Annotated in this window: 13 protein-coding genes and 1 other RNA gene; 7 read left to right on the top strand and 7 right to left on the bottom strand. The window is 68.0% G+C overall.

The features are described from left to right. Position 1 precedes the first annotated feature (1 nt). Complete coding sequence (locus tag ACFOPI_RS12375) at positions 2-1,348, bottom strand: aspartate aminotransferase family protein (protein ID WP_382174247.1); 1,347 nt, start codon at positions 1,346-1,348, stop codon at positions 2-4. 119 nt (positions 1,349-1,467) lie between these two features. Here ACFOPI_RS12375 and ACFOPI_RS12370 point away from each other — a divergent pair, with 119 nt between their 5' ends. The 5 genes from ACFOPI_RS12370 to htpX all read left to right on the top strand — a co-directional run bounded on the left by ACFOPI_RS12370 (position 1,468) and on the right by htpX (position 6,578). Further along, positions 1,468-2,385, top strand: a complete 918-nt coding sequence (locus ACFOPI_RS12370; protein ID WP_382174245.1) for a LysR family transcriptional regulator — start codon at positions 1,468-1,470, stop codon at positions 2,383-2,385. A gap of 38 nt (positions 2,386-2,423) precedes the next feature. Further along, positions 2,424-3,461 carry a dihydroorotase gene (gene pyrC / locus ACFOPI_RS12365; protein ID WP_382174243.1) on the top strand — a complete coding sequence of 346 codons (1,038 nt, stop codon included), beginning with the start codon at positions 2,424-2,426 and terminating at the stop codon, positions 3,459-3,461. A 7-nt stretch (positions 3,462-3,468) separates the two neighbouring features. Next, positions 3,469-4,257 carry a DUF3025 domain-containing protein gene (locus ACFOPI_RS12360; protein ID WP_382174242.1) on the top strand — a complete coding sequence of 263 codons (789 nt, stop codon included), beginning with the start codon at positions 3,469-3,471 and terminating at the stop codon, positions 4,255-4,257. After that, positions 4,254-5,639 (top strand): glutamine synthetase family protein, encoded by a 1,386-nt coding sequence (locus ACFOPI_RS12355; protein ID WP_382174241.1) that lies wholly within the window; start codon positions 4,254-4,256, stop codon positions 5,637-5,639. The genes ACFOPI_RS12360 and ACFOPI_RS12355 overlap by 4 nt, the downstream gene beginning before the upstream one ends. A gap of 69 nt (positions 5,640-5,708) precedes the next feature. Beyond that, positions 5,709-6,578, top strand: a complete 870-nt coding sequence (gene htpX / locus ACFOPI_RS12350; protein ID WP_382174239.1) for a protease HtpX — start codon at positions 5,709-5,711, stop codon at positions 6,576-6,578. Between the two features lie 66 nt (positions 6,579-6,644). Here htpX and ACFOPI_RS12345 read toward each other — a convergent pair whose 3' ends face one another. Beyond that, on the bottom strand, positions 6,645-7,280 hold the full coding sequence (locus ACFOPI_RS12345; protein WP_382174236.1) for a glycine zipper 2TM domain-containing protein: 636 nt from the start codon (positions 7,278-7,280) through the stop codon (positions 6,645-6,647). Positions 7,281-7,381: 101 nt separating this feature from the next. Further along, a complete protein-coding gene (locus tag ACFOPI_RS12340; RefSeq protein ID WP_382174234.1) occupies positions 7,382-9,205 on the bottom strand; it encodes an NAD(P)/FAD-dependent oxidoreductase in 1,824 nt (607 codons plus the stop codon). Positions 9,206-9,323: 118 nt separating this feature from the next. Between ACFOPI_RS12340 and ACFOPI_RS12335 the strand changes: the two genes are divergently transcribed. Continuing rightward, positions 9,324-10,700 (top strand): MATE family efflux transporter, encoded by a 1,377-nt coding sequence (locus ACFOPI_RS12335; protein ID WP_382174232.1) that lies wholly within the window; start codon positions 9,324-9,326, stop codon positions 10,698-10,700. Between the two features lie 20 nt (positions 10,701-10,720). After that, positions 10,721-11,090, top strand: an RNA gene (rnpB, locus tag ACFOPI_RS12330) — RNase P RNA component class A. Positions 11,091-11,146: 56 nt separating this feature from the next. Here rnpB and ACFOPI_RS12325 read toward each other — a convergent pair. The 4 genes from ACFOPI_RS12325 to ACFOPI_RS12310 all read right to left on the bottom strand — a co-directional run bounded on the left by ACFOPI_RS12325 (position 11,147) and on the right by ACFOPI_RS12310 (position 14,728). Next, a complete protein-coding gene (locus ACFOPI_RS12325) occupies positions 11,147-11,824 on the bottom strand; it encodes a hypothetical protein (protein ID WP_382174230.1) in 678 nt (225 codons plus the stop codon). 74 nt (positions 11,825-11,898) lie between these two features. Continuing rightward, the gene (locus tag ACFOPI_RS12320; RefSeq protein ID WP_382174229.1) at positions 11,899-12,696 is read right to left on the bottom strand and encodes a metallophosphoesterase family protein; all 798 of its coding nucleotides are present in this window, start codon (positions 12,694-12,696) and stop codon (positions 11,899-11,901) included. A gap of 11 nt (positions 12,697-12,707) precedes the next feature. Next, positions 12,708-13,022, bottom strand: coding sequence for a c-type cytochrome (locus ACFOPI_RS12315; protein ID WP_382174228.1), 315 nt, complete (start codon positions 13,020-13,022; stop codon positions 12,708-12,710). Beyond that, positions 13,019-14,728 (bottom strand): MBL fold metallo-hydrolase, encoded by a 1,710-nt coding sequence (locus ACFOPI_RS12310; RefSeq protein WP_382174227.1) that lies wholly within the window; start codon positions 14,726-14,728, stop codon positions 13,019-13,021. Before ACFOPI_RS12310 ends, ACFOPI_RS12315 begins: the two co-directional genes overlap by 4 nt. Between the last annotated feature and the right edge of the window lie 152 nt (positions 14,729-14,880).

Genomic DNA, 14,880 nt, shown 5'->3' with positions numbered 1-14,880 from the left:
GTCAGGCGGTGGCGGCCAGAGCCTCGCCCACCGCGTTGACCAGCGAGTCGATCTGTGCGGGTGTGGTGATGAAGGGCGGCGCGAGCTGGATGGTGTCGGCCCCGTAGCGCACGTAGAAGCCATTCTTCCAGCAGTGCATGGCCACCTGGTAGGGTCGCTTGGCAGGCTCGCCTGGCGCGTGCGCGATGGTCAGGCCAGCGGCCAGTCCGTAGTTGCGGATGTCCATCACGTGCTTCGCACCCCGGAGGCTGTGCACCGCCTGCTCGAAATGTGGTGCCAGCGCGCGCACTTGTGCCGGCGCGTCTTCCTTTTCAAGCAGATCCAGCGTGGCCATGCCGGCGGCGCAGCCCAGCGGGTGTGCCGAGTAGGTGTAGCCGTGCGCGAATTCGACCATGTAGTCGGGGCCGCCCGCGGCCAGGAAGGTGTTGTAAATCTCCGAGGTGGCGACCACGCCGCCCAGGGGCACGGCGCCGTTGGTGACCTGTTTGGCGAAGTTGAGGATGTCGGGTGTGACGCCGAAGGCTTCGGCACCGGTCCAGGCGCCGCAGCGACCAAAGCCCGTGATGACCTCGTCGAAGATCAGCAGGATGTTGTTTTGCGTGCAGATCTCGCGCAGGCGCTGCAGATAGCCCACGGGCGGAATCACCACGCCTGCCGAACCCGAGAAGGGCTCCACGATCACGGCCGCGATGTTGCTGGCATCGTGCAGGGCAATGATGTCCAGCAGGCGGTTGGCCAGCGCCTCGCCGCCTTCGGCGGGCATGCCCTTGACGAAGGAGCCGGCCACCGGCTGGGTGTGAGGCAGGTGATCGGCCTCAATCCCCTGGCCGAAGGTTTTGCGGTTGCCGCCGATGCCGCCGACCGAGATGCCGCCGAAGTTCACGCCGTGGTAGCCCTTTTCTCGACCGATGAAGCGGGTCTTACTGGCCTGGCCCTTGAGGCGCCAGTAGGCGCGCGCCATCTTCAGCGAGGTGTCGGCCGATTCCGAGCCCGAGCCTGTGTAGAACACATGGTTCAGGCCTTCGGGCATGTGCTGCACGATCTTCTCGGCCAGCTGGAAGGCGGCCGGGTGGCCGAACTGGAAGGCTGGCGAATAGTCCAGCGTGGCCGCCTGCTGGGCGATGGCCCGGCTGATCTCGCTGCGGCAATGCCCCAGCCCGCAGGTCCACAGCCCCGACAGGCCGTCGAGGATGCGGCGGCCCTGGGCGTCGATCAGGTGCACGCCTTCGGCGCCCGTGATGAGACGCGGGTCGGCCTTGAACTGGCGGTTGCCCGAGAAGGGCATCCAGTGGGCGTCGAGCTGGGCGGCGGTCAGGCCGGCGGTGGCTTGCAGGTCGGTCATGTCCATGGTGGCAAATCCTGTGAGGGGCAAACAGTTTGGTGATTGTGAGGCGGCCACGGTATTCTTCAAACTGCAACATGGCGCTGTTCAGTTGCAGATAAATGAAACATTGAAGGGTGGTCTTCGTGGCGCAATCCAAGGCGTGGCTGGGGCAGGTCGGCGACACCGACATCCGGCTGCTCAAGGTGTTCAAGGCGGTGGTCGACTGTGGCGGCATGGCGGCGGCCGAGCTGGAACTCAACATCGGCCGTTCCACCATCAGTCGCCATGTCAAGGACCTGGAGCAGCGGCTCGGGCTGGTGCTGTGCCGGCGCGGGCGTGGCGGCTTTGCGCTGACCGATGAAGGCCGGCGGGTGCATGCCGACACCCTGAACCTGCTGGGGGCGCTGGAATCGTTCCGCAACCACGTCGGCCAGATGCACGGTGAGCTGACCGGGACTTTGCGCATCGGGCTGTTCGACAAGACCGTCACCAACCCGGCGGCGCGAGTCGACCGGGCCCTGCGTGCCTTTCGCGAGCAGGCGCCGCAGGTGCGGCTGGACTTGACCGTGGGCGCGCTCAATGTGCTGGAACCCGGTGTGATCGATGGCCAGCTGCATGTGGCCGTGGTGCCCGACCACCGGCGTTCGCAAAGCCTGCACTACACGCCGCTGTTCGACGAGCAGATGCACCTGTACTGTGGCCGCGAGCATCCCCTGTTCGAGCAGCCGCAGGCGACGCTGGACGATGTGCGCCAGGCCGACTGCGCCGGCCTGGCCTTTCATTCGCCGAATATGGAGGTCACGCGCCGCTTCGGCCTCAAGCGCAGCGCCATGGTCAACGACCAGGAGGCCGTGGCCTTGCTGGTGCGTTCGGGCTGCTGCGTCGGTTTCCTGCCCGACCACTATGCGGCACCCTTTGTGGCGCAAGGCCTCATGCGCCGCGTGGCCCTGCCCGAACTGGGCTATACGGTGGATTTTGTGGCCGTCACCCGGGGCGCTTCATCGTCCGATCGGCTGGCGCAGACCTTCCTGCGCTGCTTGGAAGTGGCGCACGGCCTGTAGGTCCCATGGGACAATCCGCGCGATCTTTGAGCAGCCCCATGACACCCGATACCCTCACCATCACCCGCCCCGACGACTGGCACCTGCACGTGCGCGACGGCGCCGCCCTGAACACGGTCGTGCCGCACACAGCGGCCCAGTTCGGCCGCGCGATCATCATGCCCAACCTCAAGCCGCCGGTGACCACCGCGGCCCAGGCCACGGCCTACGCCGACCGCATCCGCGCCGCCGTGCCGGCCGGCGTGGCCTTCGAGCCGCTGATGACCCTGTACCTCACCGACAACCTGCCGGCCGACGAGATCGCCCGCGCCAAGGACGCCGGCGTGGTGGCCTGCAAGCTCTACCCGGCCGGCGCCACCACCAACAGCGACGCCGGCGTGACCGACATCCGCAAGACCTACAAGACCCTGGAGGCGATGCAGAAGGCCGGCGTGCTGCTGCTGGTGCACGGCGAAGTCACCAGCCCCGACATCGACCTGTTCGACCGCGAGGCGGTGTTCATCGAGCAGCAGCTCGAACCCCTGCGCAAGGACTTCCCGGGCCTGAAGATCGTGATGGAGCACATCACGACCAAGGAGGCCGCGCAGTACGTGGCCGAGGCCGACGCCAACCTGGGCGCCACCATCACCGCCCACCATCTGCTCTACAACCGCAACGCCATCTTCACCGGCGGCATCCGCCCGCATTACTACTGCCTGCCGGTGCTCAAGCGCGAAACCCACCGCCAGGCCCTGGTGGCCGCGGCCACCGGCGGCAATGCGAAGTTCTTCCTGGGCACCGACAGCGCGCCGCACCCGGCCCACCTGAAGGAGCACGCCACCGGCTGCGCCGGCTGCTACACCGCGCACGCCGCCATCGAGATGTACGCCGAGGCCTTCGAGGCGGCGGGCGCGCTGGACAAGCTCGAAGCCTTCGCCAGCTTCAACGGCCCGGCCTTCTACGGCCTGCCGCGCAACACCGGCACCATCACCCTGCGCAAGCAGAGCTGGACGCCGCCCGAGAGCTTTGCCTTCGGCGAGGCCGAGCTCAAGCCGCTGCGCTCGGGCGAGGCGCTGCCCTGGCAACTGGTGGGGTGATCGGGGCATGTGCGCCGTCGGCAACGCCGTCGCCGGCTGGCCCGCGCCCGACTGGTCACAGCCCTGGAACGCACCCTTCGCGGCCGACGGGGCGGCGGTGCGTGCGGCCTGTGAGCAGGGCGTTCCGCTGCCGCAGGCGCTGAACCGCCACATCGGCGCCGCCGGCCCGCGCTTCGTGCCGCAGGGCGATCTGCCCGAAGGCGTGGCCTACGAGCAGTTCATCTTTGAGACCGGTTCGGTGCCAACGCGCGAAGGCTTGCACGACTTCTTCAATGGCCTGGTCTGGCAACGCTTCCCCGCCACCAAACGCCTGCTCAACCGGCTGCAGGCGGCCGAAATCGCCCAGGCCGGCGTGGGCCAGGTGCGCGGGCCCGTGCGCGACGCGATCACCCTGTTCGACGAAAACGCGGTGCTGCTGCAGGCGCCCGACGCGATCTGGGAAGCCCTTGTCGCGCGCGAGTGGATCCGACTGTTCGTGGGCCTGCGGTCCCTGTGGGGGCAGACCCGGCTGGTACTGTTCGGCCACGCGCTGACCGAGAAGCTGGTCTCTCCCTACAAGTCCATCACCGGGCATGTCTACCGGGCGCCTGTGCCCCCTGAACTGGGGGGCGACGTGGCGGCCTGGGACCGCTGGCTGGCAGCGCAACTGACCTCGGCCAAGCTGGCGACCAAACCCTTCACCCCGCTGCCTGTGCTGGGTGTGCCGGGCTGGTGGCCGGCGAACCAGGACCCGGCGTTCTACGACGACGCCACCGTGTTCCGGCCGCCCCGAACCGCTTTTGCCCCGACGACATGACCTCTTCCGTCTCGCCCAACTGGTCTCACCTGAACCTCTCGCTGGACGTCGACCGCGCCACCCTGGCCGCCCACTTCCGGGAGACCGGTGTGCGCGACGTGGAGTGCCTGTTTGCCGACGTCACTGGCTACCCGCGCGGCAAACTCATGCCCGCCGCGAGCTTCGCCGGCGGCTCCGAGCTGCGCATCTGCCAGGCGATTCCGATGCAGTGCGTGACGGGCGATTACAGCTACGACCCCATCTTCCCGGACAGCGACCCGGACGTGCGCCTGGTGCCCGACCTGGCGACGCTCAAGCGCTCGCCCTGGGCCAGCGTGCCGCGCTATCTGGCGGTGCACGACGCCTACGAAATGGACGGCAGCCTGTGCGAGTTTGCGCCGCGCTCGGTGCTCAAGAACGTGGTCGCGCGTTACGCCGCGAAGGGTCTGACCCCGGTGGTGGCGCCCGAGATCGAGTTCTACCTGACCGCCGCCATGACCGACCCGGCGCAGCCGCTGGCCTCGCCCACCGGCAAAGGCGGCCGGCCCGAGGTGGGCCAGTCGGCCTTCAGCCTGAACGCGCTGAACGAGCTGGCGCCGTTCTGGGACGCCTTTCACGCCGCCATCGACGGCCTGGGCATCCGCGCCGACACCTGGCTGCACGAGGTGGGCGAAAACCAGTACGAGATCAACCTGCTGCATGGCGACCCGGTGGCGGTGGCGGACCAGGCCTTCCTGTTCAAGACCGCGGCGCGCGAGATCGCGCTGCAGCACGGGCTGAACGCCGTTTTCATGGCCAAGCCCGTCGCCGGCCAGGCAGGCAGTTCGATGCACCTGCACCAGAGCGTGGTGGATGCGCAGGGTCGCAATGTGTTCAGCCAGGCCGATGGCTCGGCCAGCGAGGCCTTCTTCCACTTCATCGGCGGCCTGCAGATCTACACGCCCGACCTGATGCTGGTCTACGCGCCCACGGTCAACAGCTACCGCCGCTACGTGGCCGGCAGTCAGGCGCCGACCAATGTGCAGTGGGGGTTCGACAACCGCACCGCCGGCCTGCGCGTGCCGGTCAGCGGCCCGGCTGCGCGCCGGGTGGAAAACCGGCTCGCTGGCGCCGACGCCAACCCCTACCTGGCCATCGCGGCCACGCTGGCGGCCGGTCTGGCCGGAATCGAAGAGCGGATGGCACCGTCCGAGCCGGTGAACGGCAACGGCTACCACCAGGCGCGCAGCCTGCCGCGAACCTTTGACGGCGCACTGGATCAGATGGCTCGGAGCCAGACCGCCAGCCGGCTGATGGGCGAGCGCTTCGTGCGCGGCTACCTGGCGGTCAAGACGCTGGAACACGACCATTTCCTGCGTGAAGTGACCGCCTGGGAACGGCGCTACCTGCTCCCGCAGGTCTGATCCCGCGCTTGAAACGGGGGCAGGGGCCCCCACTATGATCCGACCCTTGTTTCAATCCTTGGAGCCTGCATGAAACGCATCTTCCTGTTCGTTCTGACCAACGTCGCCGTGATGGCGGTGCTGATGGTCACCTCGCGCATCCTGGGCGTGGACCGCTACCTCACGGCCAACGGCCTGAACATGACCGCACTGGCGGGCTTCTCGCTGATCATGGGCTTCGGCGGCGCAACCATCTCGCTGCTGATGAGCAAGACCATGGCCAAGATGAGCACCGGTGCGCGCGTCATCAACCAGCCGCAAACGGCCGACGAGGCCTGGATCGTGCAGACGGTGCAGAAATTCGCCGAAAAGGCCGGCATCGGCATGCCCGAAGTCGCCATCTATGAAGGCGCCCCCAACGCCTTTGCCACCGGCGCCTTCAAGAACTCCGCCCTGGTGGCGGTGTCCACCGGCCTGCTGCAGAACATGACGCGGGAAGAGGTCGAGGCCGTGATCGGCCACGAGGTGGCCCACGTGGCCAACGGCGACATGGTCACCATGACCCTGATCCAGGGCGTGATGAACACCTTCGTCGTATTCCTCAGCCGCGTGATCGGCTACGCGGTGGACAGCTTCCTGCGCCGTGGCAGCGACAGCAACTCCGGACCCGGCATCGGCTACATGGTCACCACCATCGTGCTGGACATCGTGCTGGGCTTCGTCGCCGCCATCATCGTGGCCTGGTTCTCGCGCCAGCGCGAGTTCCGCGCCGACGCCGGCGCCGCCCAGCTGATGGGCCGCAAGCAGCCGATGATCAACGCGCTGGCCCGCCTGGGCGGCCTGACCCCGGGCGAACTGCCCAAGACCATGCAGGCCATGGGTATCACCGGCGGTCTGGGCAAGCTGTTCTCCACCCACCCGCCCATGGAAGAGCGCATCGCAGCGCTGCAGAAACTGTGATGTTTTCCTGGCCATGAAAAACGCGACCCAAAGGTCGCGTTTTTTGTTGGCTGATTTGCTTGGGACTCAGCGGTAGTAGCGGTCCCACTGCTCGTCGTCGCGCTCGCGCCAGCGGCGGTCGTCGTGGCGGTACGGGCGCTGGCCACCGATGCGCACCACTTCCGGCGCGTTCGAGGCCTGCGGGCGGTAGCCGGGGCCGTAGGCCGGTGCAGCACCGACCGGCATCACGCTGACCGGGACCCAGCGGCCGGGGTCCTGCGGCATCTGGGTGCTGTACTGGCGGCCTGCGTATTCGTAGACCACGTTGTAGGCCACGACGCGGTTTTCCATCACGTTCTGCGTGCTGCACTCCTGCACCGTGCGGGTGTGTGCCTGGCCTTTGCCTTCGATCTTGTTGCCCAGGATGGCGCCACCGAACAGGCCGATGGCGGTGGCCGCGGCGCGGCCGTTGCCGTCACCGATGGCGTTGCCCATCGCGCCGCCGGCAATCGCGCCCATGATGGCGCCGGCACCGGAGGTGCGGGCCGGCTCGCGCACGGTCACGTTCTGGCAGACCTGCTGCGGCACGGCAACCTGCTGGATCACCGGGGTGCTGCTGAGCACGCGACCTCGTTCGTCCTGCGCCTGTGCGGCGCTGGTGCCGGCGAGGGCCATCACGCCGGTCAGGACGGGGATCAGGAGGGAACGGGGGGAGGAGTTCATGGAGGTCTCCGTGTGTTGAAGGAGCCTCCACTGTGCGGGGCCTGTGTCAAGCCGGCCTGCACCCGGTGTAAAGCTGGCGAGCCAGTTGTAACCAGCGGTGTTCAGCCGCCGAGAACGGCTTTGCTCACCGCCTCGGCCACCTTGATGCCGTCGACCCCTGCGGAGAGGATGCCGCCCGCATAACCCGCGCCCTCGCCGGCCGGGTAGAGGCCGCGCGTGTTCAGGCTCTGCAGGTCGTCGCCACGCGTGATGCGCAGCGGCGAGCTGGTGCGGGTCTCGACGCCGGTGAGCATGGCGTCGGGCATGTCGTAGCCCTTGATCTTGCGGCCGAACACTGGCAGCGCCTCGCGCATCGCTTCGATGGCGTAGGCCGGCAGGGCCGGGGCCAGATCGCCCGGTTTCACGCCGGGCTTGTAGGACGGCAGCACTTCGCCGAAAGCCGTGGATGGTTGGCCCGCCAGGAAGTCCCCGACCTTCTGGCCCGGCGCCTCGTAGCTTTGGCCGCCCAGCTCGAACGCCCGGGCTTCGAGCTGGCGCTGCAGCACGATGCCGGCCAGCGGGTGCGTCTGGCCTTTGGCGGCCAGGGACTCAGCCTCTTTCGCGTAGCGCGGGCCGTCGGTTTCGCCGAAGGCGGCGGTCCACAACGGCAGATCCTGCGGGAAACGCGTCGGGTAGTCGGCCAGGTCGATGCCGACCACCATGCCGGCGTTGGCGTTGCGCTCGTTGCGCGAGTACTGGCTCATGCCGTTGGTGACGACGCGGCCGGGCTCGCTGGTGGCGGCGACCACGGTGCCACCCGGGCACATGCAGAAGCTGTAGACCGCGCGGCCGTTCTTCGCGTGGTGCACGAGCTTGTAGTCGGCGGCGCCCAGCAGCGGGTGGCCGGCGTGGCGGCCCCAGCGCGCGCGGTCGATCACGCCCTGCGGGTGCTCGATGCGGAAACCCACCGAGAACGGCTTGGCTTCGAGGTAGACGCCCGCGTCGTGCAGCATGGCAAAGGTGTCGCGCGAACTGTGGCCGAGCGCGAAGACGGCGTGGCGTGCGGGCATTTCGATGGCGTCGCCAGTGTCGAGCCGCTGCACGCGCAGGGCGGTGAGCCGCTGCTGGCCTTCGCCGGCCGGCGCCAGCACCACGCCCGTGACCTGGTGCTGGAAGCGGATTTCGCCGCCCAGCGCCACGATCTTCTCGCGCATGGCCTCGACCACCTTGACCAGCTTGAAGGTGCCGATGTGCGGGTGCGCCTGGTAGAGGATCTCGGTCGGCGCGCCGGCGTCCACGAACTCCTGCATCACCTTGCGGCCTAGGAAGCGCGGGTCCTTGATCTGGCTGTAGAGCTTGCCGTCGGAGAACAGGCCGGCGCCGCCCTCGCCGTACTGCACGTTGCTCTGCGGGTTCAGTACCTTGCGGCGCCACAGGCCCCAGGTGTCCTTGGTGCGTTCGCGCACCGGCTTGCCGCGTTCGAGCACGATGGGCTTCAGACCCATCTGCGCCAGCGCCAGGGCGGTGAACAGGCCGCAGGGGCCCAGACCGATCACCACCGGCCGGTCGGCCTCGTCGGCGGGCCAGCCGGCCGGCGCATGTCCGGGTGGGTGCCAGGCCATGTCGGGCGTGGGAAGGATGTGGGGGTTTTTCTCGTGCTGCGCCAGCAGGCGCGGTTCCAGCGACGGGTCGGCCAGTGCCACGTCCACGATGTAGACCGCCAGCAGGTCGGCCTTGCGCGCATCGAAGCTGCGTTTGAACACCGACAGTGTGGCGATGGCCTCGGGGGCCACCTGCAGCGCTTGGGCGGCCAGGCGGGTGAGGGCGGCCGCCGGGTGCGGCGGCGGCACGCGATCCTGGTCGGTTTCGGTGGGGGCGTCGGCGGCGCGGCGGTGCTCGGCGGGCACCTCGGCCAGGGGCAGTTTGAGTTCGGCGATGCGGATCATGGTCTCGTGGGGCTTGTGTTCATCAAGCAGAGAAGGCCGTTATTGTCGCTGGGCGTCCACAAGAACCGCTGTCACCAAATTCACCCGGGTAAAATAATTTACCCGGGTAAAATAAACCATGTCCCAGACGTTCGACCCCTCCCATCCGCCCGCCACCAAACCCCTGTGGCGCATTTATCTGTTGTTCCTCGTGCCCATGGTGCTGTCGAACATCCTGCAGGGCCTCTCGGGCACGCTCAACGGCATCTACATCGGCCAGATGCTGGGCACCCACGCGCTGGCGGCGGTCTCGGGCATGTTCCCCATCGTGTTCTTCTTCATCTCGCTGATCATCGGCCTGGGCGCCGGAGCCTCGGTGCTGATCGGCCAGGCCTGGGGCGCGCGCGAGCCGCACAAGGTCAAGGCCATTGCCGGCACGGCGATCACGCTGGGTGCAGTGATCGGCCTGGTGGCCGCGGTGGCCGGCACAGTGTTCGCGCGCGAGGCCATGGTGGCGCTGGGCACGCCCGCCGACGTGCTGGACGACGCGGTGGCCTACGCCCGCATGATGATGCTGTTCATGCCCCTGCTGCTGGTGTTCATCTTGCTCACCCAGCTGCTGCGCGGGGTCAGCGACACGGTCTCGCCGCTGCTGGCGCTGCTCATCTCGACCACGGTCGGCCTGGCGCTGACCCCGCTGCTGATCAAGGGCTGGATCGGACTGCCGCCCCTGGGCATCCGCAGCGCGGCGCTGGCGGGCTTCGTGTCGCAACTGGCGGCCTTGACGTTTCTAACGCTGCGCCTGCGGGGGCTGAACCACGTGCTGGCGCCCGACCGCCAGCTGCTGCACGCGCTGAAACTGGACCGGCCCATCCTGGGCAAGGTCTTGCGCATCGGTCTTCCCACGGGCCTGCAGATGGTGGTCATCTCGCTGTCCGAGCTGGTGATCCTGGCCCTGGTCAACGGCCACGGCTCGCAGGCCACGGCAGCCTACGGGGCGGTGACGCAGATCGTCAACTACGTGCAGTTCCCGGCGCTCTCCATCGCCATCACGGCGTCCATCCTCGCGGCGCAGACCATCGGCGCGGGCCGCACCGAGCGCCTGGGCGCCATCCTCAAGACCGGCCTGGGCCTGAACGCCGCGCTCACCGGCGGGCTGGTGCTGCTGGGCTACGCCATCTCTGGCTGGGCGCTGGGCCTGTTCCTCACGCAGGAGAGCGTGCACGCGCAGGCCCAGCACCTGCTGCACCTGATGCTCTGGAGCATTCTTGTGTTCGGCTTCCAGGCGGTGATCGGCGGCATCATGCGCGCCAGTGGCGACGTGCTGGTGCCGATGGCGATCTCGGTGTTCTGCATCCTGGGCGTGCAGCTGCCGGTGGCGTATCTGCTGGATGCGCGCCTGGGTCTGGAGGGCATCTGGATCGCGTTCCCCGTGGCCTATGTGACCATGCTGGTGCTTCAGAGCGGCTACTACCAGACGGTGTGGCGGCACCGCAAGATCAGAAAACTGATCTGAACAGGGATAATCGTGTCCGTGAAGCGCGCCAGACCGCCGCTGGCACGAGACCCGAAAGGGTGTGCTGGAGGAACGTCCGGACTGCACAGGACAGCGTAGGAGGTAACACCTCTCCACCGACCAGTCGGGCAGGGCAACCTGCAAGGCCCTAAGGTGAGGATCAGAGCAACAGAGACGAGTCCGGTGGGAGTGCCGCAAGGCAGACCAGCCGGGGTGAAACGGGCAATCTCTACGCGCAGCAATACCAAATAGGCCAGCGTTGATGTGGTTCCGCGGAGCTGGCGGGTAGGTAGCACCGAGCCGGGTGGGCGACCCCCGGCCCAGAGGAATGGCGGTCACATCCGGGGCAACCCGGGTGCACAGAATCCGGCTTATCGGCGCGCTTCACACTTTATTTCTGCATGACCAGCGCACCGTGCTTGCGCGCGGCTAGGCACGCGGCCAGGCTACTTCAAGGCCGCTTTGAGTTCCCTGATGCGCTTTTTGTAGGCCTTCTCAAGGCAGACCGGTGAGTCGCACCGCTGTGCGATGGCTTGCTGCCACGCGCGTTGGGCGTCCCCGTGTGGATTGGGTGCCGGGTGGTCGATCTCCATGAGCATGTGGTTCACCTCGAGTTCCACCACAAGCTGTTTCAGCTCGGCGTCCAGTTGTGTGAGCCTGGGGGAGCGCGCGATCATCTGTTCGGTTCGATCCGGGGGCGCCGCTCGGCCGGTGGATGCCGCTGGCTGCAGCCACTGTTTGCAGGCCGCGCTCAATGCGCCGCGTTGGGTGACACCCAAAAAGATTCGTCTGCCTGCGCAGTCCGCCACGGTCTCGCCCCAGTCGCCCGCCTCTGCCCGGTTCAGCATGCTGGGAATACGGCGCGCATGTTCTGCCAGGCATGCCTGTACTGCGTCAGTGGCCAGTTCCGAACACTGGGACGGGGTCGATGTGCATTCGACGAAAGGTGAAGGGGCTGCGCAGAGCTGGCGCGGCAGGTGCTCCTGCATGTAGACCATCCAGTCGCCGCTATCTGCCGTGCATCCTGGTTCGCTGGGCGTGCAGGCCATGGAGGCGCTCGCACAGCAGGCCAAGAAGAGGCCTGCTGCTGCGTCCAGTCGTTGTTTCCAGGGTTGTTGTTTCATCGGGGCGCATCTGTTGACGTGGGGATGCTGTATAGCAGACGTGCCAAGGGTGTGCCTGTGCGCTGCTCCGGCGTTCAGCGCGGCATCCAGCCCGTGCACAAGGCATGCGACCAATCTGTGCGCTGGCGCAGGTCGGCCTGCTGTGCCGCCGACTCGTGGTCATAGGGCACGCTGACCAGCTCGCAGAACCACCGGCCATCGCGCTTCTCGGCGATGGCGTAGCGCGCATCCGGGCTGCCGGTTTCGATGCGGTGGTAGGTCGATTGCGGGTACGGGTGGTCGTCGTCGTAGGCCGGCAGGCCCACGCTGCCGGGGTTGACGATCAGCAGGCCGCTGCCCAGACGCACCAACCGCGGCACATGGGAATGCCCGCAGGCCAGCAGGGTGATGTGAGACGGGATTCGGCCGTCCAGCCGTCCCATGATCTCGTCCGGCGTGGCCAGCCGCGCTTCTTCACCGACCGGGGTTTCCAGCAGGTACTCGATGTCGCTGCGCGGGCTGCCGTGGCACAGGGCCACGTCACGACCCAGGCGCTCGGGCCAGACTTCGCCGCGGTGCAGGCGGGGGTCACACGGGTCGGCATGGCTGGCCAGCCAGGACTTGTCGGCTTCTGCCAGCTGACTGCTGGTGTAGGCGTCGGACGGATTCTGGCGTTCCAGCGGCAGGCGCAGCACCTGCCGCTCGTGGTTGCCGGCCACATGCAGCCAGGGCAGGGGGTGCAGGCGCTGGGCTGTCTCCAGCGGTAGCAGCGGGCCGCTGAGCGTGTCGCCCAGGTTCACGACTTCGTCGACCTGGCGCCGGGCGATGTCGTCGATGACCGCGTCGAGTGCGGCCAGGTTGCCATGGATGTCGGAGACGAAGGCGATGCGCATGGGGTGGTCTTTCAGCGGCCGCCGTCGACCAACCAGCGCACGAAGCGCTCGGCCTCTTCGGCGCTCAGCCGCTCGTGGGCTGGCACGCCGCCGAACAGGTGGTGTTCGCGCAGGTGGGCCGTGAGTTTGGTGATTTCCGCTTCGTTGCCCTTGGCGGACGCGTAGCGGCTGGCGAGCTCGGCCATGGTCGGCGCCTTGCCGCGCGGCGGCGTGCCGTGGCAGCTCAGGCAGCCTTTTTCAAGAGCCAGGTTCATGCTGGCGGACGCGGTGACGGGCAGGGTGATGGCCAGAAGCAGCAGCCGGGCTGCACAGTCGCGGGGTCTCATGCGTTGAATCCTCCCAGGCTCTGGATGTGTTCGACGTGCGCCAGCATGGAGCGTTTGGCCACCGGCCACAGACGCTCGGGCACGTCGTCGTAGGCAATCTTCACCCAGTCGTCCATCGTGCCGTCGGGCATCGTCTGCATCGCGCGCGCCACCTTGGCTTCGCGTGCGAGGCGGTGGGCTTTCAGGTGGGCGATGGCAGCGCGTGCGCCGCCGTGTTCGGGCGAGGCCGGGTTGTCGGCGCTGCGCGGGTGGTCGCCCAGCACGTAGCCGTGCGCGGGCAGGATGAAATGCACACCGTGTTGCTCGCACAGCCGGTCGAGCCTGTCCAGCGAATCGAGGTAGTCGCCCATGTGGCCGTCGGGCGGGTCGATCACGGTGGTGCTGCCGTTGAGGATGTGGTCGCCGGAAAACAGCAGGCCGTCTTCCTCCAGCAGCAGGCAGAGGTGGTTGGCTGCGTGGCCGGGCGTGTGCACGACCTGCAGGGTGTGGCTGCTGAGCCGGTCACCGTCTGCACCGACCAGGACCAGGCGTTCACCGTCGGCCAGCGCGCGTTCCGGCGTGAACTGGCTGCCGGCGCGCGCGGTGGGGGCGCTGGGCAGGCCCAGGATGGGCGGTCGGCCGAGGTCGGCTGCCGCGCACAGCGCCTGCAGTCGGGGCGCGCCGGGCGAGTGGTCGGCGTGCGAATGGGTGCAGACGATGGCCCGGATGTCGCCGCCCGCAGCGCGCCAGAGGCGCTCGATGTGGCCTGCGTCGTCCGGTCCGGGGTCGATCACGATGTGACCGGTGGCCGGGTCACCGACGACGTAGCTGTTGGTGCCGGGTCCGGTCATGAAGCCGGGGTTGGGTGCGGTCAGGCGCTGCACGTTCTTGAGCAGCGGCACCGGGCGCTCGGTCTGCCAGGACAGCTCGTGCACGATCAGACCGTCGGGGCAGACCAGGGCGAGTTCGCCGAACGGCGCCTCGTGCTCCATGTGGCGCGACTCGTGGGCGTTCATCAGGCCGGCGCGCGGGCAGCTGGTAAACAGCGGCTCGTCGTTGATCGCACAGGCCTGCAACACAGCGTCCACGGTGGGATAGGCCTGCAGCCGTTCCAGCGTGCGGATGGTCGGGAAGATGATGAAGAACTGGCCGGCGGCGTGGCGCGCCAGCGCGTCGGCCGGGCGCACCCACAGCGGTTCGAACTGCTCCGATTCGTCTGCCACCGGTTCCTGGCCCTCTGGCATGCGCGCCACGAGGAAAGGCACGTCGAAGCGGCGTGGCAGGTCGCGGTCGGTGATCCAGTGCGCGAGCACGAAAACCTCCGCACCCGAGAGTGTCAGCCCTTGTTCTGCGCACTGCGCTGCGAACGGGGCCTGGCGGTCGAGTGCCGCGATCTGCGCAGTGGACAGGTGCGAGCCGTCGGCCCGGCGCGCGAGCAGGATGCCCAGTTCCTCGAAGCTCTCGCGGATGGCGGCGATGGCCTGCGTGAGGTGAGCATCGCTTTGCGTAGCCCTGCGGGTGGACTGGCCGTGCGCCTGCTCGTCGTCGGCGTCGATGCCACCGCCGGGGAACACATAGGCACCAGGCGCGAAGCTGGCCGTCATCGAACGGCGCGTCATCAGCACCTCGATGCCCTGCGGCGAATCGCGCAGCAGCAGCACGGTGGCGGCGGGGCGCACCGGGGCGGGTGCGCGCTGGGGGTGGAGCAGTTGTGTGGGGCGGACCATGCGCACATTGTGCGTGGACCGCGGGGTGATTGCCGTCGCGCGGGCTTGGGGTTTGCGAGAGCCCCTGCCGGCAGGTTCCTGGCGGATGAACTGCACCCGCTATGCCATTTGAATAAATTCAACCAGTTGGTTGACAAAGGTCGATTCGCGTC

It is taken from the genome of Hydrogenophaga luteola (genome assembly GCF_042648585.1).
Taxonomy (GTDB): domain Bacteria; phylum Pseudomonadota; class Gammaproteobacteria; order Burkholderiales; family Burkholderiaceae_C; genus Hydrogenophaga; species Hydrogenophaga luteola.
Note: the sequence above shows the minus strand (reverse complement) of the source record. Positions and strands in the feature narration are given on the sequence as shown.